Source organism: Zoogloea sp., from assembly GCF_023150065.1.
Lineage (GTDB): Bacteria > Pseudomonadota > Gammaproteobacteria > Burkholderiales > Rhodocyclaceae > Zoogloea.
In genome coordinates this window covers 138,107-160,486 of the sequence record NZ_JAKLLN010000008.1, presented here as the reverse complement: position 1 = coordinate 160,486, position 22,380 = coordinate 138,107, and the positions used below count along the sequence as shown (strand labels likewise).

General features: G+C 67.0%; 20 protein-coding genes and 1 riboswitch. Of the genes, 15 read left to right on the top strand and 5 right to left on the bottom strand.

The features are described 5' to 3' along the window. From L6Q67_RS11965 to L6Q67_RS11955, 3 genes are all read left to right on the top strand, one after another. On the top strand, window positions 1-897 hold an 897-nt coding region (locus L6Q67_RS11965), incomplete at its 5' end, for a porin (RefSeq protein WP_296569559.1). A gap of 45 nt (window positions 898-942) precedes the next feature. Then, window positions 943-2,907 carry a pyrroloquinoline quinone-dependent dehydrogenase gene (locus L6Q67_RS11960; protein WP_296569557.1) on the top strand — a complete coding sequence of 655 codons (1,965 nt, stop codon included), beginning with the start codon at window positions 943-945 and terminating at the stop codon, window positions 2,905-2,907. A gap of 100 nt (window positions 2,908-3,007) precedes the next feature. After that, window positions 3,008-3,400 (top strand): cytochrome c, encoded by a 393-nt coding sequence (locus tag L6Q67_RS11955; protein WP_296569556.1) that lies wholly within the window; start codon window positions 3,008-3,010, stop codon window positions 3,398-3,400. Between the two features lie 132 nt (window positions 3,401-3,532). On the opposite strand, the gene L6Q67_RS11950 is transcribed toward L6Q67_RS11955, so the two are convergent. Continuing rightward, a complete protein-coding gene (locus L6Q67_RS11950) occupies window positions 3,533-5,560 on the bottom strand; it encodes a sigma-54-dependent Fis family transcriptional regulator (RefSeq protein WP_296569554.1) in 2,028 nt (675 codons plus the stop codon). Between the two features lie 338 nt (window positions 5,561-5,898). Between L6Q67_RS11950 and L6Q67_RS11945 the strand changes: the two genes are divergently transcribed. The 7 genes from L6Q67_RS11945 (at window position 5,899) to L6Q67_RS11915 (ending at window position 12,288) form a co-directional block, all read left to right on the top strand. Further along, complete coding sequence (locus L6Q67_RS11945) at window positions 5,899-6,936, top strand: NAD(+)/NADH kinase (protein ID WP_296569553.1); 1,038 nt, start codon at window positions 5,899-5,901, stop codon at window positions 6,934-6,936. A gap of 127 nt (window positions 6,937-7,063) precedes the next feature. Continuing rightward, on the top strand, window positions 7,064-8,038 hold the full coding sequence (locus tag L6Q67_RS11940) for a thiamine pyrophosphate-dependent dehydrogenase E1 component subunit alpha (protein ID WP_296569552.1): 975 nt from the start codon (window positions 7,064-7,066) through the stop codon (window positions 8,036-8,038). A 33-nt stretch (window positions 8,039-8,071) separates the two neighbouring features. Then, a complete protein-coding gene (locus L6Q67_RS11935) occupies window positions 8,072-9,082 on the top strand; it encodes an alpha-ketoacid dehydrogenase subunit beta (protein WP_296569550.1) in 1,011 nt (336 codons plus the stop codon). Further along, entirely contained in the window at window positions 9,082-10,194 is a 1,113-nt protein-coding gene (locus tag L6Q67_RS11930) for an acetoin dehydrogenase dihydrolipoyllysine-residue acetyltransferase subunit (RefSeq protein ID WP_296569548.1), read from the top strand. Before L6Q67_RS11935 ends, L6Q67_RS11930 begins: the two co-directional genes overlap by 1 nt. A gap of 65 nt (window positions 10,195-10,259) precedes the next feature. After that, a complete protein-coding gene (gene lipA, locus L6Q67_RS11925; protein WP_296569547.1) occupies window positions 10,260-11,231 on the top strand; it encodes a lipoyl synthase in 972 nt (323 codons plus the stop codon). Further along, entirely contained in the window at window positions 11,228-11,470 is a 243-nt protein-coding gene (thiS, locus tag L6Q67_RS11920) for a sulfur carrier protein ThiS (RefSeq protein WP_296569545.1), read from the top strand. The genes lipA and thiS overlap by 4 nt, the downstream gene beginning before the upstream one ends. Before the next feature lie 53 nt (window positions 11,471-11,523). Further along, window positions 11,524-12,288, top strand: a complete 765-nt coding sequence (locus L6Q67_RS11915; protein WP_296569568.1) for a thiazole synthase — start codon at window positions 11,524-11,526, stop codon at window positions 12,286-12,288. A gap of 67 nt (window positions 12,289-12,355) precedes the next feature. Here L6Q67_RS11915 and thiC read toward each other — a convergent pair whose 3' ends face one another. Next, entirely contained in the window at window positions 12,356-14,272 is a 1,917-nt protein-coding gene (gene thiC / locus L6Q67_RS11910; RefSeq protein WP_296569544.1) for a phosphomethylpyrimidine synthase ThiC, read from the bottom strand. Window positions 14,273-14,309: 37 nt separating this feature from the next. Next, window positions 14,310-14,411: riboswitch (TPP riboswitch) on the bottom strand. Window positions 14,412-14,604: 193 nt separating this feature from the next. Between thiC and L6Q67_RS11905 the strand changes: the two genes are divergently transcribed. Then, entirely contained in the window at window positions 14,605-16,080 is a 1,476-nt protein-coding gene (locus L6Q67_RS11905) for a carbonic anhydrase (protein WP_296569542.1), read from the top strand. A gap of 165 nt (window positions 16,081-16,245) precedes the next feature. Here L6Q67_RS11905 and L6Q67_RS11900 read toward each other — a convergent pair whose 3' ends face one another. After that, entirely contained in the window at window positions 16,246-17,121 is an 876-nt protein-coding gene (locus L6Q67_RS11900; RefSeq protein ID WP_296569541.1) for a LysR substrate-binding domain-containing protein, read from the bottom strand. A gap of 77 nt (window positions 17,122-17,198) precedes the next feature. Here L6Q67_RS11900 and L6Q67_RS11895 point away from each other — a divergent pair, with 77 nt between their 5' ends. Then, on the top strand, window positions 17,199-17,906 hold the full coding sequence (locus L6Q67_RS11895) for an NAD(P)H-dependent oxidoreductase (protein ID WP_296569539.1): 708 nt from the start codon (window positions 17,199-17,201) through the stop codon (window positions 17,904-17,906). 88 nt (window positions 17,907-17,994) lie between these two features. Here the strand turns inward: L6Q67_RS11895 and L6Q67_RS11890 are convergent, their stop codons facing one another. Continuing rightward, entirely contained in the window at window positions 17,995-18,384 is a 390-nt protein-coding gene (locus L6Q67_RS11890) for an Hpt domain-containing protein (RefSeq protein ID WP_296569537.1), read from the bottom strand. 83 nt (window positions 18,385-18,467) lie between these two features. Continuing rightward, on the bottom strand, window positions 18,468-19,916 hold the full coding sequence (locus L6Q67_RS11885; RefSeq protein ID WP_296569535.1) for a PLP-dependent aminotransferase family protein: 1,449 nt from the start codon (window positions 19,914-19,916) through the stop codon (window positions 18,468-18,470). A gap of 151 nt (window positions 19,917-20,067) precedes the next feature. Here L6Q67_RS11885 and L6Q67_RS11880 point away from each other — a divergent pair, with 151 nt between their 5' ends. The 3 genes from L6Q67_RS11880 (at window position 20,068) to L6Q67_RS11870 (ending at window position 22,378) form a co-directional block, all read left to right on the top strand. Further along, window positions 20,068-20,520, top strand: coding sequence for a hypothetical protein (locus tag L6Q67_RS11880; protein ID WP_296569533.1), 453 nt, complete (start codon window positions 20,068-20,070; stop codon window positions 20,518-20,520). 107 nt (window positions 20,521-20,627) lie between these two features. Next, complete coding sequence (locus tag L6Q67_RS11875) at window positions 20,628-21,278, top strand: TetR/AcrR family transcriptional regulator (RefSeq protein ID WP_296569531.1); 651 nt, start codon at window positions 20,628-20,630, stop codon at window positions 21,276-21,278. Beyond that, window positions 21,275-22,378 carry an efflux RND transporter periplasmic adaptor subunit gene (locus tag L6Q67_RS11870; protein ID WP_296569529.1) on the top strand — a complete coding sequence of 368 codons (1,104 nt, stop codon included), beginning with the start codon at window positions 21,275-21,277 and terminating at the stop codon, window positions 22,376-22,378. Before L6Q67_RS11875 ends, L6Q67_RS11870 begins: the two co-directional genes overlap by 4 nt. Window positions 22,379-22,380 lie beyond the last annotated feature (2 nt).

Sequence of the window (22,380 nt, the reverse complement as noted above, 5' to 3'; positions counted from 1 at the left end):
CGCGGGCTGGAGGGCTTCTTCAACCTGGAAGTCCACTACGACACCAACAACGGCAAGCTGCATGGCACGGGTGACGCCCAGGGCACCGGCACCCCCTTCTTCCGGCGCCAGGCCAACCTGGGCCTGCGCGGCGACTGGGGCAGCGTGACCTTCGGCCGCCAGTACGGCCCGGCGCTGCTGGCCCATATCGGGACCGAACCGCGGGCCTTCAAGGAACAGTTCTCCAACCTCTACGCCTGGGCTTACAACCAGTACGCCGCCACCGCCGGCGCCCCGGGCACCGACCGCAACACCAACAACGACGTCGGCATTTTCTTCAGCAACGCCATCCAGTACCGCCACACGGTGGGCCCGGTGAACTTCGGCATCCTGTGGGCGCCTGGCGGGCAGTCGGGCAGCACCCAGAAGAACACCGCCTGGGCGGCGGGCGCCACCTACACCGGCCCGGTGACCCTGTCGGCGTCCTACCAGGTGATCAAGGACGAAGCCACCGCCAACGACAACGTGCGCCACGGCGGCCTGGGCTTTGCGGTGCCCTTCGGCCCCTTCACCTTCAAGGCCAACTACCTCAACGCCCGCAACGAGACGAGCACCGGCGCCAATGTGTCCAACGTGAACGGGATTGGCGTGGGCGTGGACTGGAAGTGGCACGCCGACCACACGGCGACGCTGGCCTATTACGACAACAAGGACAAGCGCAACAACCGCGATCACACCCGCAACATCGTGATCAGCAACGACTACGCCCTGCGCAAGGACACCACGATCTACGTGCAGGCGGCCTTCGTGGATGCCGAGGACGGCGCCACCATCAAGACCAGCATCGTTGCCGCCGGCATCCCCGCCGTGGGCACCACCTCCACCCTGCTCAACGCCGGTATCAACTTCACCTTCTGAGCAGGCTTGCGGGCGAGCACGCCTGATCCAATACGGAGCAAAAAAATGAAAACCAGTCGGACCCTGATTTCCACCCTCGTCGCCGGCATGCTTGCCAGCACCACCGTCCTTGCCGCCGATGCAGCCGGCAACTGGCGTGAATACAACGCCGACAAGAGCGGTTCGCGCTTTGCCGCCGCCGCCGACGTGACCGCCGAAAGCGTCAAGTCCATGAAAGTGGCCTGGCGCTGGGCCATGCCCGACAACGCCATCGCCGCCGACAACCCGGAGCTGCGCACCTGGGTGAATGAGTCCACCCCGATTGCCGTGGATGGCGTGTTGTACAGCACCACCCCGATGAGCCTGGTTTCGGCCATCGACGGTGCCACCGGCAAGACCCTGTGGACCTATGACCCCAAGGCCTATCAGGACGGCACGCCCCCCAACCTCGGCTTCATCAACCGTGGCCTGACCTACTGGGAGGAGGGGGGCGACAAGCGCCTGATCCTCGGTACCGGCGACGGCTACCTGATCGTTCTGGATGCGAAGACCGGCAAGCCGGTGAAGTCCTGGGGCGACAACGGCCGGGTGGATCTGACCAAGGGGCTGCGCCGCCCCATCGACCGGTCCCTGGTGGCGGTCACTTCGCCTCCCATCGTATGCGGCAACCAGATCATCCCCAGCATCGCGGTCCTCGACTCGTTTGCCGTGGGTCGTCAGCCCATGAAGAGCCACCCGCCGGGGGACATCCAGGCCTTCGACATCAAGACCGGCAAGCGCGCCTGGCTCTTCCAGCAGCCGCCGCAGAAGGGCGAGACGGGCAACGAGACCTGGGAGAACGACTCCTGGAAGACCACCGGCTCCGGCAACATGTGGGCGCGCCCGAGCTGTGACGAAGAGCTGGGCCTGGTGTACCTGCCGTTCTCCACGCCCACCAACGATTTCTATGGCGGGCACCGCAAGGGTGACGGGCTGTTCGGTGAGTCCCTGGTGGCGCTCAATGCGCGCAGCGGCAAGATCGCCTGGTATTACCAGATCGTGCACCACGGCCTGTGGGACTACGACCTGCCCACCGCGCCGAACCTGATGGACCTGACGGTGAACGGCAAGAAGATCAAGGCTGCCGTGCAGGTGACCAAGCAGGGCTTCGTCTTTGCCTTCGACCGGACCAACGGCAAGCCGGTGTGGCCCATCGAGGAGCGGCCGGTGCCCCAGTCCACCGTGCCTGGCGAGAAGTCCTCCCCGACCCAGCCCTTCCCCACGCTGCCGGCGCCCTTCGTGCAGCAGGGGGTGACCGAGGACGATCTCCTCGATCTGACGCCCAAGCTCAAGGATGAGGCGAAGAAGATCCTCAGCCGCTACAACTATGGCCCCCTGTACACCCCGCCGACCCTGGACAAGGCCGGAACCCTGAATGTACCCGGAGTGCTCGGTGGCGCCAGCTGGGTCGGTGCGGCCCATAACCCGCGGACCAATGTGCTCTACGTGCCGTCCTTCACCATCCCCTTCGGCATCAAGATCAAGAAGGAGAACACGGGCGTCTATGAATACACCGGCACCTGGGCCGGTGTGGGCGGGCCGCAAGGGCTGCCGCTGTTCAAGCCGCCGTTCTCCACGGTGACCGCCATCGACATGAACACCGGCAAGCACCTGTGGCGTATTCCGGCGGGCAAGGGGCCGGTGGACCACCCGGCCATCAAGGATCTGAATCTGGATCGGGTGGGAGTGCCCCGTGAGAGCTTCGTAGCCCTGACGGACAACATCCTCTTCCTCGCACCGGAAGGCACGAACAGCGTGCTGGGCCTTTCGTCCCGCGGCAACGCCCTGATCACCCAGGCGACGGCCGACGAGAAGGAACCCTACCTGTACGCCCACGACGCGAAGTCGGGTGAGCTGGTGTCGGAGCTGCGCCTGCCGGGTGCGGCCTTCGGCAGCCTGATGAGCTATCGCGCCAAGGGCAAGCAGTACGTGATCGTGCCGATCGGCGGGGCCGGGCTGCCGTCCGAACTGGTGGCCGTCCAGGTCAATTGATCCGGTGATCCCTGCCGGCCGGGCGTTCTGGATTTACGTCCGGCCGGCGCACCCATTTTTTCCCCGCAGATCGACGATCAAGAAAATAACGGAGACGAACATGATCAACAAATCGAGCCTGATGGCCTGTGCACTGGCGAGCTTTCTTGCGCCGGCCCTGGCCTTCAATGCAGTCCTCCCCGAAAAGGCCGCGGATGAATCGGCCCCCGCCGCCAAGACCGAAGCTGCCAGCCTGAACCTGCCCTTCGAGCTGACCAACAAGGCCCGTATCGTGTCCGGACGTGACCGCTTCCAGTCCACCTGCGCAGCCTTCTGCCATGGGCACGAACCTGCGCTGTTCATCGGCCGCGATGGGCTGGAGCCCCAGTACGTCTACAACACCATCCGCGATGGCGGAAAGGGCGCAACCCCGATGCCCCCGTGGGGCGAGGTGTTCTCTGCCGAAGAAATCTGGGAAATCGTGGCCTACCTGAAATCTCTGGGCAAATGGTGAGTCGCTGCGGGGCCCCGGGGCCCTGAGCGACCGACCCCCTCCGGCGCAGGACTCCTTCCTCCTGCGTTTTTACGGGCGCCCCTGGTGGGCCGCCCGTTTTTTTGGCTGTCCGGTGAGGTGCCCGGGCGCCGCCTAGAAATCCCGGCGGTTGGGCGGAACGATGTTAAGGCGGGACAGCTTGCGGTAGAAGGTGGCCCGGGACATGCCCAGCTCCTGGGCCGACACGGTGACCTGCCACTGGTTGCGGCGCAGGGTTTCGAGCATGCGCTCGCGCAGGCGCAGGTCTTTTTCCTTGAGGGGCGGCAGGTTGCTGTCCGGCAGCAGGGCCACCGGAGGCGGGGAGGCGGGGGCGGGGATGTCTTCCCGCAGGGGGCGGGGCCCGGCCAGGCGGGGGCCGAAGAACAGGTCGGGCGGAAAGTGGGCGGTGTGCAGCAGATTGCTGTCACAGATGGCACAGGCGTAACGCATGGCGTGGCGCAACTGGCGGATGTTGCCGGGCCAGCCGTGGCGCATCAGTGCTTCGCGGGTCTCGGGGGCGAGGCGCAGCCCCTCCCGACCCATGGCATGGATCTCCTCGGCCAGCACCCGGTCGATCACCTCGCCGATGTCCTCCCGCTCGCGCAGGGGCGGCAGGATGAACACCGCGCCGTTGAGGCGGTAGTAAAGGTCTTCCCGGAAGCGCCCCTCCTCGACGAGGGTGGGCAGGTTCTGGTGGGTGGCGCAGATGATGTGCAGCTTCACCGGGATCGGCTGCTCCGCGCCCAGGGGCTGGACCTCGCCTTCCGCCAGCACCCGCAGCAGGCGGCTCTGCAGCACCAGGGGCATGTCGCCGATTTCATCGAGGAACAGGGTGCCCTGGTCGGACTGCACGATCTTGCCCCGGGCGCCCTTGGCGCGTGCTCCGGTGAAGGCCCCGTCCCGGTAGCCGAACAGCTCGCTCTCGATGAGGCTTTCCGGAATGGCTGCACAGTTGAGGGCCACGAAGGGCTGCTTGTGGCGGCTGCTGCAGTCGTGCACGGCCTTGGCGAAGGCCTCCTTGCCGGTGCCGGTTTCGCCCAGCAGCATCACCGGGATGTCCCGGTTGGCCACCTTGAGGGCGCGCTGCACGTTGGTGCGTACCCGGGAGTCGCCGGTGGCCAGGTGGCCGAAGCCCCGGGCTTCGCTGCAGCCGTTGAGGTCGTTATCGTCCCGCGCCAGGGCCGGGGCGCTGTGGCGGCGCACGTCCGGCGCCCGCAGCAGGCCGAAGATGCGCTCGCCGCTGTCGGTCACCCGCAGGGGAATGGCCTGGCCGGGGCGGGCATGGGCGGCAGCCAGCAGATCGGCGGCCGAGCATTCGAACAGGTCGGAGACGCTCTGGATGTGCCGCCCCGGGCGGGCCAGCAACTCCTGGCGGGCGCGCCGGTTGCCCCCGACGAACATGCCCACATCGTCGAAAGCCAGCAGGTAGTCGGTGTGCACGTTCATCAGCTCGGGGGTGCGGCCCAGCTGCAGGATCCAGTGGTCGCGCAGGCTGTAGAAGGCAAACGCGTCCTCGATCAGGCGGGCCTTCTCGATGACCATCTGGAACACCAGCATCTGGCTTTCCCGGTGTTCCGGCGAATACAGGGCCGAGGCGTCGAGCACGGCCAGGGGCCGGTCGTCGATGCCGAAGATGGGCGCCGAGCTGCAGGTGAAGCCGATGTTGTGGGAGCGGAAGTGCTCGCCCCGATGGACCAGGATGGGCTGGCCGTCCACCAGGCTGGTGCCCACGCCACAGGTGCCTTCATCCATCTCGGACCAGCGCGTGCCGTTGCGGAAGCCCTGGGCGCGGAATTCCTTGTCCTGTTCGGGCACGGTCCGGAAGTCCACGGTCACGCCGGTGGCGTCGGTCATCAGCACGCAGTAACTGGACGGGCGCAGCTGCTCATGGAGGCGGTCGAGCCCTTCCCGGGCGATGCGCATGAAGGCATCGAGCTTGTCGCGGTGTTCGCGCAGCTCCTGGGCGGTGACGACCTGAGGCGTGCTGGCCAGGCCAGGGTCCACCTGGTACTTGCTGAGCGAGCGCTGCCACGACCGGGCCAGCCGGTCCTGCGCCGGGTGCCGCGACAGCACGACGCCCCTTTCCACCACCTCGACCACGCGTTCCACGTGGCGGGCGATTTCACCTTGTCCCCGAATCATTTTATTTCCCCCTTATATGTCGGGAGTGTATTTGCGGAATTGCATCCTTTGGTGGGTGCAAAGACTATTCCGCTACGGCAATTAAATCAATGCTGACGTTTGTCTCGTAAAAATGAGACAGGTGTCTCATTTTCTCGGTTTTGCGCGCCGTCTCAATTTTCATTGGGCATTAAAAATGGCTTGCTGCATGGCGCAAATAAATAAATAGAGAATCGATTTGTTGATGATTTGAAAGAGCTTTTGTTTGAGCGCATTGCGACATTTTGCTAATTCAATTCGGGTTTGGCATGCACCGTGCTGAATGAAGGCTCAATTACCCGAATGAATTGCGGCCAATCGTGAAACAGTGTTCCTCTCCCTCCCTCGTCGGCATCGTGGCCAATCCCGCCTCCGGGCGGGACATTCGCCGCCTGACCAGCAAGGCGCTGGTTTTTCCGACCGTCGAAAAGGTCAATATGATCGAGCGCCTGCTCGGCGCCCTGGGTGCCACCGGGGTTGAGCGGGTGTTGATGATGCCGGACCTGGTGGGTATTTCTGCCGGTCTCACCCGTGCCATCGACGGCCATCGCGCCGACCGGGACCAGCCCTGGCCGACGGTGGACTTCCTGCCCATGCGTCTCACGCAGGGCGCCGCGGATACGGTCGAGGCCGTGCGTCGCATGCGTGAGGCCGGTGTGGCGGTGATCGTCGTGCTGGGGGGCGACGGTACCCACCGCATCGTCGCCGGCGAATGCGCCGACACCCCGTTGGCGACCCTCTCGTCCGGTACCAATAACGCCTTCCCCGATCTGCGTGAGGCCACCCTCACCGGGCTGGCGGCCGGTCTGGTGGCCAGTGGCGCGGTGGCGGTGGAGGCCGCGGCCCGGCGCAACAAGCGCCTGCGGGTGCGCTGCGCCGGGCAGGAGGAGCTGGCCCTGGTGGACGTCTGTGTCACCCGCCTGGAGCACGTGGGCGCCAGGGCCGTCTGGGATCCGACCTCGATTGCCGAGCTGTACGTGACCTTCGCCGAGCCGGGCGTCATCGGCTTGTCCAGCATCGCCGCCATGCACACCCCGGTTGGGCGCGACGAGCCCCGCGGGGGCTGGGTGCACTGCGCCCCGGCCGGTCCGGCGGTGCTGGCACCGATTGCCCCGGGCCTGGTGCGGCCGATCGGTATTGCCGCCGCCGGTGCGCTGTTGCCCGGGCAGCCCATGGCCATCGGGGCCCTGCGGGGCTCCATCGCCCTCGATGGCGAACGCGAGATCGAGCTGGATGGCCGTCAGGCCGCCAGCGTCACCCTTGAGCTGGAGGGGCCGCTGACCCTCGACGTGCCGGCCACCCTGGCCGCTGCCGTGGGGGCCGGTGCCCTGCAGCGCGAGCTCGGAACCGGGCCATGACCCCGCCCGGCCTGCGGGCCTCCCTTTCACGGCTGCGCGGCATCGCGCAGCCCTTACCCGATCCACGGGCAGGCGCGTTCCGCCTGCCCAGGATGCACCCCAGAAATCCAACAACCTGGAGACAACCGTGACCAAACAGCTCACCCGCGACGACCTGCTCAAGGCCTATCGCACCATGCGCACCATCCGTGAATTCGAAGAGCGCCTGCATACCGACTTCGCCACCGGCGAGATCCCGGGCTTCGTGCACCTGTATGCCGGCGAGGAGGCCTCGGCCACCGGCGTGTGCATGAACCTCGGCCCCGAAGACCACATCGCCAGTACCCACCGGGGCCACGGCCACTGCATCGCCAAGGGGGTCGACCCGGTGGGCATGATGGCCGAGATCTGGGGCCGCAAGACCGGCACCTGCAAGGGCAAGGGCGGCTCCATGCACATTGCCGACCTGTCGGTGGGCATGCTCGGCGCCAACGGCATCGTCGGTGGCGGCGGCCCGCTGGTGTGCGGCACCGCCCTGGCGGCCAAGCTGCGCGGCCAGCCCTACGTGAGTGTGTGCTTCTTCGGCGACGGCGCCTCCAACCAGGGCACCATCTTCGAAGCCATGAACCTGGCCTCGGTGTGGAACCTGCCGGTGATCTTCCTGGCCGAGAACAACGGCTACGCCGAAGCCACCTCGTCCAACTTCTCGGTGGCCTGCGACAACATCGCCGACCGCGCTTCGGCCTTCGGCATGCCCGGCATCACCGTGGATGGTTTCGATTTCTTTGCCGTCTATGAAGCCGCCGGCGCCGCCATCGAGCGCGCCCGCCAGGGCGGTGGCCCGTCTCTGGTGGAAGTGAAGCTGTCCCGCTACTACGGCCACTTCGAGGGCGACCAGCAGACCTACCGCGCCCCGGGTGAAGTCCAGAACATCCGCGACACCAAGGACTGCCTGCTGCAGTTCGCCCGCCGCGTCACCACCAGCGGCCAGATCACCCAGGCCGAGCTGGCCGCCATCGACGCCGAGGTCAAGGCCCTGATCGACGGCTCCGTCGTCAAAGCCAAGTCCGACCCCAAGCCCACCGAAGCCGACCTGCTGACCGACGTGTACGTCAGCTACTGATCACGCCCGCAAAGAGATAACAGGAGACAGAAAATGGCACGAAAGATTACCTACCAGCAGGCCATCAACGAGGCCCTCGACCAGGAAATGGGCCGCGACCAGAACGTGATCGTGATGGGCGAGGACGTGGCCGGCGGCGCCGGCTCCCCGGGTGAGCAGGACGCCTGGGGCGGCGTGCTGGGCGTGACCCGCGGCCTGTACCACAAGCACCCGGGTCGCGTCATCGACACCCCGATCTCCGAATCCGGCTACGTCGGTGCCGCCATCGGCGCCGCCTGCGTCGGCATGCGCCCGGTGGCCGAGCTGATGTTCGTGGACTTCCTGGGCGTGTGTTTCGACCAGATCTTCAACCAGGCCGCCAAGTTCCGCTACATGTTCGGCGGCAAGGCCGAGACCCCGGTGGTGATCCGCGCCATGTACGGCGCCGGCTTCCGCGCTGCGGCCCAGCACTCCCAGTGCCTCTACAACCTCTTCACCCACATCCCGGGCCTGAAGGTGGTGGTGCCCTCCAACCCCTACGATGCCAAGGGCCTGCTGATCCAGTCGATCCGCGACAACGACCCGGTGATCTTCCTCGAGCACAAGGCCCTGTACACCATGGAAGGCGAGGTGCCGGAAGAGATCTACACCGTGCCTTTCGGTGAAGCCGCCGTGGTGCGTGAAGGCCATGACGTGACCATCGTGGCCATCGGCCGCATGGTGCAGAAGGCCCAGGAGGCCGCCGCCGATCTGCAGAAGCAGGGCATCCACTGCGAGATCATTGACCCGCGCACCACCTCGCCCCTGGACACCGACACCATCCTTGAAAGCGTCGAGAAGACCGGCCGTCTGGTGGTGGTTGATGAGTCCCACCCCCGTTGCAGCATGGCCTCCGACATCGCCGGCCTGGTCGCCGAGAACGCCTTCGGCAGCCTCAAGGCACCGATCCGCCAGGTGACCGGCTACCACGCCCCCGTGCCCTTCAGCGATGCGCTGGAGGAGCTCTACATCCCCAGCGCGGCGAAGATCATCGCCGCCGCCAAGAGCGTCAAGGAGTACAAGTAATGTCCGACATCCACACCATCACCATGCCCAAGTGGGGCCTTTCCATGCAGGAGGGGAAGGTCAACGGCTGGCTCAAGCAGGTGGGTGATGCCATCGAGAAGGGTCAGGAGATCGTCGAGGTGGAGAGCGAGAAGATCGCTGGCGCCGTCGAGGCCGGCGTCTCCGGCGTGCTGCGCCGGCAGCTGGCCGGCGAGGAGGACGTGCTGCCGGTGGGCGGCCTGCTCGGCGTGATTGCCGATGCCAGCGTCGCCGATGCCGACATCGACGCCTTCGTGGCTGACTTCCAGGCCAACTTCAAACCCGCCGAGGGGGACGCCGAAGACCAGGGGCCGACAACCCAGAAGATCGAGGTCAACGGCCACAAGCTGCGCTACCTCAAGCGCGGTGAGGGCGGCGAGCCGATGGTGCTGATCCACGGCTTCGGCGGTGATCTCAACAACTGGCTGTTCAACCACGAAGCCCTGGCCGCCGACCGGGAGGTGTACGCCCTCGATCTGCCCGGCCACGGCGAATCCACCAAGGATGTGGGCGAGGGCACGCTGGACGCCCTCGCCGACACGGTGGTGGCCTTCATGGATGCGGTGGGTGTCGATGCCGCCCACCTGGTCGGCCACTCCATGGGCGGCGCCGTGTCCCTGACCGTGGCGGCGCGCCACCCGCAGCGGGTGCGTTCCCTGAGCCTGATCGGCAGCGCCGGCCTGGGCGAGGAGATCAACACCGGCTACATCGAGGGTTTCGTCTCGGCGGCCAACCGCAATGCCCTCAAGCCCCTGCTCGGCGACCTGTTTGCCGACTCCAGCCTGGTGACCCGCCAGCTGGTGGACGACCTGCTCAAGTACAAGCGCCTGGAAGGCGTCGGCGCGGCCCTGGGCACCCTGTCCGGCAAGCTCTTTGCCAACGGCCGCCAGAACAGCGTGATGGCCGACCAGCTAGCCAGCCTGGGCAAGCCGGTGCTGGTGATCTGGGGCGAGGAAGACCGCATCATTCCGGTGGCCCACGCCCAGGCCGTTTCCGGCCGGGTGCAGGTGGAGGTCTTCGGCAACCGCGGGCACATGGTGCAGATGGAAGCGGCCAACGACGTGAATCGGGCCATCGCCCGCTTCGTGGGCTGAGCGCCACGCCGTCACCCAGGGGCCGGCATGGCCGGCCCCGCATCCCCCACCCCAAGGAGAGATCCATGTCCAACGCCTCCCCCGGCGCCGCGCCGGTGAGCCTGCGCGGCGCAGACAAGCTGGCGCGCATCCCGGTCAAGGTGGATAGCCAGCGTGCCTCGCCGCCCAAGCCGCCCTGGCTGCGCGCCCGCGACCCGGGCACCGCGTCGGTGCTGGCCCTGCAGCAGATGTTGCGCGAGCAGGAGCTGCACACCGTCTGCGAGGAGGCCGACTGCCCCAATATCGGTGAGTGCTTTGCCCGCGGCACCGCCACCTTCATGATCATGGGCAGCATCTGCACCCGCCGCTGCCCCTACTGCGACGTGGCCCATGGCCGGCCGGCGCCCCTCGATGCGGACGAGCCCGCCCGTCTGGCGCGCACCGTGAAGGCCATGAAGCTGCGTTACGTGGTCGTCACCTCGGTGGACCGGGACGACCTGCGGGACGGCGGTGCAGGCCACTTTGCCGCGTGTATCGGAGCGATCCGCGCGGCCACGCCGGCGGTGCAGATCGAGGTGCTGACCCCGGACTTCCGGGGCCGCGAAGACAGCGCCCTGGAGATCCTCGGCCAGGCCCTGCCGGACGTCTTCAATCACAACCTCGAAACCGTCTCGCGTCTTTACCGGGCCGTGCGCCCGGGGGGCGATTACGCGGCCTCCCTGCGCCTGCTGGCCGACTTCAAGGCCCGCCACCCCGGCATCCCCACCAAGTCGGGAATCATGCTGGGCCTGGGGGAGAGCGACGGCGAGCTGCTGGAGGCCATGAACGACCTGCGCGCCCATGGCTGCGACATCCTGACCCTCGGCCAGTACCTCCGCCCCTCATCGTCACACCTTCCCGTGGAGCGCTACGTCACCCCGGAAGCCTTCGAGCAATGGCGACGCGTTGCTCTGACCATGGGCTTCGTCGAAGTGGCGGCGGGCCCCCTGGTGCGCTCCTCCTACCGGGCCGACCAGCTCGCGGCCGGGAGTGGGCTGCTCGAAGGTGTGCCGGCATGAGCGCGGTGTCAGGCCGCACCCCGGCCAGCCCGGGGGCCGCGACGATCCGGCTCAATGGCGCGTCGCAGCGCCTTCCCGCGTCCGGCTTTCTGGCAGACCTGGTGGAAGAGCTGGGCTTTGCCGGCAAGCGCATCGCCGTGGAAGTAAACGGGCAGATCGTGCCCAAGAGCCACTACGGGCAAGTCCGCCTTGCTGCGGACGACCGGGTGGAAGTCGTTGTCGCTGTCGGAGGAGGCTGAAGATGGGAAAGATCGAACACGGCAGCATTGCACCGCTGGACACGCCCTTCGTGATGGGGGGCGAGACCTTCCGGTCGCGTCTGCTGGTGGGCACAGGCAAATACCGGGATTTCGCCCAGACCCGCGACGCCATCGAGGCCAGCGGTGCGCAGATCGTCACGGTGGCCATCCGCCGCACCAACATCGGCCAGGACCCGGGGCAACCCAACCTGCTCGACGTGCTCGACCCGGGGCGCTTCACCATCCTGCCCAATACGGCGGGCTGTTACAGCGCTGTTGAGGCCGTGCGCACCCTGCGCCTCGCCCGGGAGCTGCTTGACGGGCACGACCTGGTCAAGCTCGAAGTGCTGGGCAGCAAGGAAACCCTCTTCCCCAACATGCCTGAAACCCTGAAGGCCGCCGAAGTGCTGGTCAAGGATGGCTTTCGGGTGATGGTGTATTGCTCTGACGACCCGGTGCAGGCGCGCATGCTGGAAGACATCGGCTGCGTCGCCATCATGCCCCTGGCCAGCCTGATCGGCTCCGGCATGGGCATTCTCAATCCGTGGAATCTGAACATCATCATCAACGACGCCCGCGTGCCGGTGATCGTCGATGCCGGCGTGGGCACGGCATCGGACGCGGCCATTGCCATGGAGCTGGGCTGTGACGGGGTGCTGATGAACACCGCCATCGCCGCGGCAGGCGACCCGGTACGCATGGCGGTGGCCATGCGCCAGGGCGTGGAGGCGGGGCGCAATGCCTTCCTGGCCGGGCGCATGCCCCGCCGGGGTTACCACGCCGACCCGAGTTCGCCGACGGCGGGGTTGATGAGCTGAGACCCGGGGCGCGGGGGCGCTCCGGGATCGGGGCAGCGGGGGGCACTACAGTGCCCCCCGCTGCCTTTTACACCTTGCGATAGATCTCGGCCCCCGCCTTCACGAACTCGACCGCCTTGGTCTCCATGCCCTTCTGCAGGGCCTCAGCCTCGGCGATGCCCTGCTTGGCAGCGAAGTCGCGCACGTCCTGGGTGATCTTCATGGAACAGAAGTGGGGCCCGCACATGGAACAGAAGTGGGCCACCTTGGCCGACTCCTTGGGCAGGGTCTCGTCGTGGAAGCTCTTGGCCTTGTCCGGGTCCAGGCCCAGGTTGAACTGGTCGTCCCAGCGGAACTCGTAGCGGGCTTTACTCAGGGCATTGTCACGGATCTGCGCCCCCGGATGGCCCTTGGCCAGGTCGGCCGCGTGGGCGGCCAGCTTGTAGGTGATGATGCCTTCCTTCACATCATTCTTGTCCGGCAGGCCCAGGTGCTCCTTGGGGGTCACGTAACACAGCATGGCCGTGCCGTACCAACCGATCATGGCCGCGCCGATCCCACTGGTGATGTGGTCGTAGCCCGGCGCGATGTCGGTGGTGAGCGGTCCGAGCGTGTAGAACGGCGCCTCCTTGCAGTGCTTCAGCTGCAGATCCATGTTCTCCTTGATCATGTGCATCGGCACATGGCCCGGCCCCTCGATGATCGTCTGCACATCGTGCTTCCAGGCGATGTCGGTCAGCTCGCCGAGGGTCTCCAGCTCACCGAGCTGGGCCGCATCGTTGGCATCATAGATCGACCCCGGGCGCAGCCCGTCGCCCAGCGAGAAAGCCACATCGTAGGCCTTCATGATCTCGCAGATCTCCTCGAAGTTCGTATAGAGGAAACTCTCCTTGTGGTGAGCCAGACACCACTTGGCCATGATCGAGCCGCCGCGGGACACGATGCCCGTCATCCGGTTGGCCGTCATCGGGATATAGCGCAAGAGCACCCCGGCGTGGATGGTGAAGTAATCGACGCCCTGTTCCGCCTGCTCGATCAGCGTATCGCGGAAGATCTCCCAGGTCAGCTCCTCGGCCTTGCCGTCCACCTTCTCCAGCGCCTGGTAGATGGGCACCGTACCGATGGGCACGGGGGAATTGCGGATGATCCACTCGCGGGTCTCATGGATGTTCTTGCCGGTGGACAGATCCATCACCGTATCACCGCCCCAACGGGTGGCCCAGGTCATCTTGTCCACCTCCTCGTTGATGGACGAGCCCAGGGCCGAATTACCGATGTTGGCGTTGATCTTCACCAGGAAGTTGCGGCCGATGATCATCGGCTCCGATTCCGGGTGATTGATGTTGTTGGGGATGATGGCGCGGCCGCGGGCCACCTCCGAGCGCACGAACTCCGGCGTGATCTCGGCGGGGATGGAGGCCCCGAAATCCTGGCCCTTGTGCTGGCGGCCCAGGAGGCCGGCCATCTTCTCGCCCATGGGCCCGGTGGCGCGCAGGCTCTCCAGATAGGCGGCCCGGTTCACGTTCTCGCGCAGGGCGACGAACTCCATCTCCGGCGTGATGATGCCCTTGCGGGCATAGTGCATCTGGGAGACGTTGGCGCCGGCCACCGCACGGCGGGGCTTGCGGTGCAGGCCGGGGAAGCGCAGGGAGTCGAGCTTGGGATCGGCGGCGCGGGCGCGGCCGAACTCGGAAGACAGATCGGGCAGCACCTCGGTGTCACCGCGCTCCTCGATCCAGCCCTGGCGCAGGGCGGGCAGGCCGGAGCGGATGTCGATACGGGCGGCGGGGTCGGTATAGGGGCCGGAGCAGTCGTAGACGAAGATCGGCGGATTCTTCTCGCCCCCGAAGCCGGTGGGGGTGTCGGCCTGGGAGATCTCGCGCATGGGGACGCGGATGTCGGGGCGGGAGCCCGGGAGATAGACCTTGCGGGAATTGGGCAGGGGGGCAACGGCGGCTTCGTCCACGTGGGCCGAGGCAGCGAGGAATTTGTCGGTGGCGTTCATGAAGGCTCCTTGGGGAGGGCTGCCAGCGGATGGAAAGGCGGCAGGAGCCACGTTTCCCTACGCCGGCATGACCCGGATCAGGTTCGGAGGGTAAGTCTCAGCCGTGCGACTGCGCACACCGGCACCCCTAACGTATGGCCCGCAAAGTACTGGAAGCGCCCCCTAAAGGCAAGATTTTGCGGGGGTTTTGTGGTTCGCCACATGCGGCGGCGGGGTTTTTGGGTGGGTGTCGGGTGGGGCGCTGTGGCGCCGGCTAAAGCTTTTGGGCCCGGATGCCGAAATGTGAGGCATCCGGGCCTTGCATGGCCCCGCACTCTTCCGGAGAAGAAAACATGCGCTCACGCATGCATCCCCTCGCTGCGCTTCTGCTGGCTGCCGGCACGACCTCGGTCCTGGCGGCCGACTGGCAGATGATTGCTTCCGACAAGAAGCGCACCATCGAGCTCGACCGCGCCAGCATCCTCCAGTCCGACCCGGGCACCAAAGTGGCCTGGGGGCGCATCGTGCTGGCCGACTCCGAAGCGGAAAGCGCAGGCTATACCACCGTCAAGGCGCTCAATCGCTATGACTGCCGCAACCAGACTTTCGCCACCATCAAGCGGGTCTATCTGGACGCCGATTCGTCGGTGGTGAAGGACGAGAAGGTCAAGGTCGAGAAGGACATGCCGGTGGCTGCCGGCAGCGTGGATGAGAAGCTGTGGCGGGACGTGTGCAAGCCTGCCGGTGGGGGTGCGTCGAAGGACATCTCCCAGCTGGCCATGAATGCCTCGAAAGCCGCTCAGGCGGCCCAGGCCGGCAAGCAGGATCTGCGGGTGGCCGACTATCGTCCGGCCAAGACGGCGGACAAGCCGGCGGTGACCAAGGTGTCCGAAGGCAAGGGCGAGCATGGCGCTGAGCCGGCCATCCCCATCAAGAAGAACTTCATCGACAAGCCCGCTCCTCCGCCCAAGGCGGAGCCCGTGCCCGAAAGGCCGGTGCAGGCCGAAGCGCCGCCGCCGGAAGTGCGTCGGGTGCCGGCCTATGTGCCGCCGCCGCGTCCGCGGCCCCGGGTGGTGCGTTCGCCGGTCGTGTCCGGTGAGGCCCATGCGGCGCATGGCGCAGGTGCCCCCGGCACGCCGCTGGCCCATCACGAGATCCACTGGAGCTACGACGGGGAGGGCGCGCCGGCCAACTGGGGCACCCTCAAGCCGGAATGGCAGCTGTGCAACGTGGGTGAGCGGCAGTCGCCGATCGACATCCGCGACGGCATCAAGGTGGATCTGGAGCCCATCCGCTTCGATTACCGCCCGTCCAATTTCCGCATCATCGACAACGGGCACACCATCCAGGTTAACCTCGGCCCGGGCAACACGATTGCAGTGATGGGCCGCATGTACGACCTGGTCCAGTTCCACTTCCATCGCCCGTCCGAGGAGCGCATCAACGGCAAGGGCTTCGACATGGTGGTGCACCTGGTGCACAAGGATCTGGACGGACGCCTGGCGGTGGTGGCGGTGCTGCTGGAGCGGGGCCAGGCCCATCCGGTGATGCAGACCCTGTGGAACAACCTGCCCCTCGAGAAGCACTCCGATTACTCGCCCGAGGGTGTGGCCATCGACCTCAACCAGCTGCTGCCCGAGAACCGCAGCTACTACACCTACATGGGCTCCCTCACCACGCCGCCGTGCAGCGAGGGGGTGATGTGGATGGTGATGAAGCAGCCGGCCCAGGTGTCGGCCGAGCAGATCGCCATCTTCTCCCGGCTGTATCCGATGAACGCCCGACCGGTGCAGTCGGTCCGCGGGCGCCTGATCAAGGAATCGCGCTGACGCGCAGGGGTGACCAAGCGGGAGAAGGGGGCCGGTCTGAGGATCGGCCCTTTTTATTTGAGCCCAGCGGTGGCGTTCTGCTTCAGATGAATCCCCTGCTTCGAGGGGCTTGCGGCGGGCCAGGCGGCGCCTGATGAACTGCCGGGCGGCCGCCGCTGACGCCAGTCAAACGAATTGCATCAGCCAGTTCTCCACCGTCGAAACCGCCTCGGAGGATTGCCGTCGGGCGGGTTTCAGTATGTGGTAGGCCATACCGTCGAGCACGGGTTCGGAGACTATGCGCAACAGCCCCAGGCGCAGCTCTTCTTCGACCAGCAGCAGACTTAATAGGGCGACGCCCTGGCCTGCGACGGCGGCCTGGATGGCGTGGCTTTCCTCTGAGTACCGGATGCCGGGGGAAAACTCTTCGGGCGCGCGGCCAGTCTTGCGAGCCCAGGCGGCCCAGGTCAGGTCTACGGGTTGCGGGCGGTGCCAGTCGAAATGGATCCGTGGCCATTGGGATGCATCGAGGCGCGTCGTCGTCTCCAGCGCCGGGCTGGCGACGGGGGCGAAGTGGTCTTCCCGCCACAGGCGGGCAATGACCTCAGGGTACATGCCGTGCCCGTACCTGATCGCCAGATCCGCGGTGCCGGCGTTGAGGTCGACCGGAGCGTTGGAGGCATGGACGTGCAGATCGATGTCCGGGTGGGCTGACTGGAATGCGGCCAGCCTGGGTACCAGCCACTTGGTGGCAAAGGCTGGCGTGACCGATAGCGTCACCGGAGCGCGTGGTGGCCGGCGCACGTGTTCGACAGCTTCGGCGATCATCTGGAAGCCGCTGCTCGTCGCCACGAGCAAGGTCTGGCCATCGGGTGTCAGTTCTACCGCACGGACCTTGCGCACGAACAAGGGACGTTCGATGTACTCCTCCAGCACCCGAACGCGGTGGCTGATTGCTGTGGCGGTGACGGAGAGCTCTTCTGCAGCCCGCTTGAAGCTGCGCAGTCGGGCTGCGGCTTCGAAGGCGCGCAAGGCGCTCAGAGAGGGGAGCCGGGTGGTCATGAACGAATGATCTCATGTCACTCATTGGTTGAGTATTGATCGTTTGTGAGCCGTTTCCAATGGGATGAAACTGGTCCTTGCATGATTTCATCTCACCCATGGAGCTCTTCGGCATGACCACGCTATTGCATATTGACGCCAGCGCCCGCCCTGGCAGTTCAGACACGACAGCCTATGGATCACACACGCGTCGGCTCACGGCGCGCTTTGTCCGGCAATGGGTGGCTACCCAGCCCGGCGCGAAGGTGATCTACCGTGATGTGGGCATGGAGCCCCCGCCGCCTGTCTCCGGCCGGTGGATCCACGCCGCTTTCACGCTCGAGGCCGCGCGGGAGGCATGGATGAAGGAGGTGTTGCGTGTCAGCGACATGTTGGTGGACGAGCTGCTCCAGGCCGATCTCATCGTTGCTGGCGTACCGATGTACAACTTCGGTCCGCCGGCGCAGTTCAAGGCTTACATCGACAACATTGTCCGTGTGGGGCGTACGTTCGGGTTCGACCGCAGCCGTGCCGGTGATCCCTACTGGCCGCTGCTGGCGGATGCCGGCAAGCGCCTGGTGATCCTCTCGTCGCGGGGTGATCACGGATACGCCGAGGGGCAGCGCCTGTCGGACCGCAACCATGTGGAAGCATCGGTGCGGACCGCTTTTGCCTACATCGGCGTGACGGACACGCACAGCCTTGCCGTCGAGTATGACGAGTTCGGCGATAGGCGGCTGGCTGATTCGATCAGTCAGGCCGAAGCTGCGGTGGATGAATTGGTGGCGGCGCTGGTGCGACCTTGATGCTCGTGGACGCTGTGCCCGTTTTTCTGGCGCCGTCGTCTTCTGATCGTTTGGCCGCGGATCTTGTTCGTGGCCCAGGGCAGGGGGCTCAGCCCTGGACGCGTGCTTCCAGTTCGGCGATGAGCCGGTGCAGGAGGGCGGCGAGCTGGGCTGCCAGGAGTCGGCACTGGGGGTCGGAGATGCGGGCGGCCTGGTCGGTGGCCGCAGCAAGGGCCTGTACCTCGAAAGCCTTGAGGGAGCCGGCCGTGCCCTTGATGCTGTGGGCGAGGAAGGCGATGTCGGCGTATTCACCGTCGCCGGCGGCGAGCTGGTGCAGGCGCTCGGCGCTGGCCCGGTAGTTCTTCAGGGCCTTCTCGGCCAGGCCGGTGACAAACCGCGTCTTGCCACGGAACTGGGTTTCGAGGCCGGGCCAGTCGACCAGCGGTCCGGTGAGTGGATCGGTGGCCCCGCACGGAGCGGGCAGTGTCTGTTCGATCACGGTGAGGCTCCCCAAGGCTGGCAGGTTGAACAGGGCGTCCCACGGACGCGAGTGCTCCAATAACGGGCTCGCCCCGTGGATCTTTAAGCTTGCCTGAGCTCCGAGTGTGACGTTGTTGGCGTTTGTGTCGCCGCGGCCAGGGCGTCGCCGAGAAAACGCTCGAAGCGCGGGTGGGCGCAGAAGCCCACGTTGAAGCGCAGGAAGCCGGAGGGCTGGTTCTGGGGGCGGAAGACGTTGCCCGGGGCGAGCAGGATGTCCTCCCGGGCCGCCCGGCGGGCCAGCTCGGAGCTGTCGGCAATGCCGGGGATGCGCGCCCAGATGAAGGGGCCGCCGGCGGGCTCCGGATCGGGCTGCAGCCCGACCCGTTCGAGCAGGCGCAGGGTGCGGCCGGTGGCCTCGGCCAGGCGCCCCTTCAGGCGATCCACCAGCTTGCGGTAGTGGCCGTCGGTGAGGAGCTGGTGGATCAGCTGTTCCGACAGCTCGGCCGACGACAGCATCGAGACGATCTTCACGTCGGTGAACAGATGGGCCAGGTCGGGGCGGCAGGCCAGGAAGCCGACGCGCAGGTTGCCCGAGATGGTCTTGGAGAAGCTGCCGGTGTAGATCACCCGCGAGAGCTGGTCGAGGCTGGCCAGGCGGGTGGCGGCATCGGGGGCGATGTCGCCGTAGATGTCGTCTTCCACCACCATGAAGTCGTGCTTCTCGGCCAGCTGCAGTACGCGAAAGGCGTTGGCCGGCGACAGGTTGCAGCCGGTGGGGTTGTGCAGCACCGAGTGGGTGAAGAACAGGCGCGGCTGGTGGTGGGCGAGGATCTCCTCGAGGGCCTTCACGTCCGGGCCTTCCGGGGTGCGCGGCACGCCGAGCAGGGCCACGCCGTACAGGCGCAGGTTGCCGAACAGGTTCCAGTAGCCGGGGTCGTCCACCAGCACGCAGTCGCCGGGCTTGAGGAAGTAGCGGCAGACGATGTCGAGGGCCTGGTGCACGCCGTAGGTGAGCACGATCTGCTCGGGCGTGGCGCCGATGCCGATCTCGGCCAGGCGCACCTGCAGTTGGGCGCGCAGGGGCGCGTAGCCCTGGGCGGAGCCGTAGCTCACCGGGCGCACGTCGCTGCGCCGGCTCAGGGTGCGCAGGGCGCGCAGCACGCCGGCCTCGTCGAGCCACTCGGGGGGCAGGCTGCCGGCGCCGGCGAGGATGCGGTCGGGGCTGTCGTGGGCCATCTCGCGCATCAGCCAGGCGGCGTCGATGGCCCGCTCCATGGCGTCGCCGGACTGGGCCGCGCGGACCGGCAGCGGGCGGTTGGCCACGTAGAAGCCCGAGCCCCGGCGGGACTGCAGGTGCCCCAGGGCGACCAGCCGGTCGTAGGCCTCGACCACCGTGAAGCGGGACACGCCGTGCTGCTCGGCAAACTGGCGGATCGGCGGCAGGCGTGCGCCGGGGCGCAGGATGCGGTCGTCGATGCGGGTGCGGATGGCGGTGACGATCTGGTCCACCAGCGGGGTGGGGCTGTCGGCGGAAAGGACGATCTGCAGCATGGGACGCTCCGGTGTATCGGTCGCCGGGCCGGGCCAATCGGGTTGAAATGGCCGGTACGGAAGAGTGTTTTGTCTGAATAGTGTATCTGTGTAGGGCTGAAAGTGTCCGATATTGTCAGGTCTCGTCATCTTTCCTGTGGGGAGTCCCGTCATGTCCCGGAGTGTCCGTCATTGCCTTTCCGCCCTCGCCCTGGCTGTCGCTGCCGGCACCGCCGTGGCCGGGGACGTCCTGCTCGATGCCCCCGACCTGAAGTGGGTGATCGTGACCCAGGCCGGTGGCAGCGCGGTGCAGGTGCTCGACCTGAGCCGTGGGGTCACGCCCCTGGCCACCCTGCGCACGGCGGGGCGGGGGCGACTGCTGGCGGTGCATCTGCAGCGCGAGGGGCGGCGGGTGTGGGTGCTCGGGGAGCGAGGCCTCGATGTGCATGACGCCTACAGCGGCCGGCTGCTCGAGCATTGGGCCACCCCGGAAGGGTTGCGGCCTGAGCGTCTGGAAGCGGGGCCGGGCGGGCGACCGCAGGTGGTCAGCGGCGCGCAGCGCCATGAAGCCCTGCTGGGGGCGGCTTTCCTGGTGCCTGCCGGTAATCGCTTGAGCCTGCGCTGAGGGCGCGCATCAAGGGGCGGTCATGCCTTTTTGTGACCGCTGTCTTTACAAGCGGCAGGTGCTCCACTAAATTACTGACCAGTCAGTTAGTAATTTGGTGGAGCACCATGAGTCCCGTCGAAATCGTCCGTCGCCAGCGGCGCAAGGAGGCCCGTCCGGCCGAGCTGGCCGCGGCGGCCCTGTCCCTGTTCATCGAGAAAGGCTTTGCCGCCACCCGGCTGGATGAGGTGGCGGCCCGTGCCGGGGTGTCCAAGGGCACCCTGTACCTGTATTTCGACAGCAAGGAAGCACTCTTCAAGGCCGTCATCGAGGAGGGCGTGGTGCCCCTTTTCGAGGAGTTTGAGGCCAAGCTGGAGACGCTGCAGGACGATCCCGAGCGCCTGCTGCGGGAGATCCTGCAGGGCTGGTGGGACAAGGTGGGCTCCACCGACCTGGGGGGCATCTGCAAGCTGATGATCTCCGAGGCGGGCAACTTCCCCGAGGTGGCGCGCTACCACCACGAAGCCGTGATCGTGCGCTGGATGGCCCTGCTCGGCCGGGCCTACGCGATCGGCGTCGAGCGCGGCGTGTTCCGTGACATGGACGTGGAGACGGTGCGCCAGCTGGTGTTCTTTCCGCTGCTGATGCAGGCCGTGTGGAAGAACTCCATGTCCTGCTGCGAAGTCACCCGGACCCTGCCCGACGCCTATTTCAGCACCTATTTCGAGATGATCTTTCGCGGCCTGCGGGCTGCCCCCCTGCCGGAGTCCCGCCCATGAATCGCAGCTTCCTTGTCGGCGTTCTCGCCATGGCCGTGCTGGCCGCCTGTTCAAAGCCCGAGCCGGTGGTCGAGGCGCCGCGGCCGGTGGTGGTGCATACCCTGGCCCTCACGCCGGTGGCTGCCGGGGCTCTGTACTCCGGGGAAGTGCGCGCCCGCCACGAGTCCGATCTGGCTTTCCGCATCAGCGGCAAGGTCATCGAGCGCCGGGTGGATGTGGGGGCGGTGGTGAAGCCGGGCCAGGTGCTGGCCCGTCTCGACCCGACCGATGCGGGGCTGAACGCCGAGGCTTCCCGGGCCCAGCTGGCGGCGGCGCAGAATGAATACGCCTTTGCCAAGGCCGAAGTGGAGCGCTACCGGGATCTGGTGGGCAAGAACTTCGTCAGCCGCAGCGTGCTCGATGCCAAGGAGTCGGCCTTCAAGTCGGCCGCGGCACGGGTCGAGCAGGCCCGGGCCCAGGCCTCGGTGGCCGGTAACCAGAAGAACTACACCACCCTCACTGCGGATCAGCCCGGGGTGATCACCGCGGTGGCGGCGGAGGTGGGCCAGGTGGTCAAGGATTCGACGCCGGTCATGCGCCTGGCCCGGGATGGCGAGCGGGAGGTGCTGATCGCCGTGCCGGAGAGCCGGCTGGCCGACCTGCGCAAGGCCGGGGCCATCGAGGTGCGCCTGTGGTCCAGCCCCGATGTGGCCCTGAAGGGCCGGGTGCGGGAGATCGCCCCGAGCGCCGATGCCGCCACCCGGACCTACGCCGTGCGGGTGACGATCGTCGACCCGGGCCCCGCGGTGCAGCTGGGCATGACGGCCAACGTCATCCTGCCCGACGCGGCGGCCGCTGCCGGCGCCCTGCTGGTGCCGGCCAGCGCGGTGTTCGAGCACCAGGGGGGCAGCGCGGTATGGGTGCTGCAGGCCGAGGGCGAGGTGCTCAAGCCGCAGCTGCGCCCGGTGACGGTGCGCCAGTTTCGCGAGGACGGAGTGCTGCTTGCCGGTGGGCTGAAGCCGGGTGAGCGCATTGCCGCCGCTGGTGTGCACAAGATCGTGGCCGGTCAGCCCCTGCGCGCCATGGCGGCTGCGGCGCCGGCCGTGGCGGCGGGGAGCTGAGG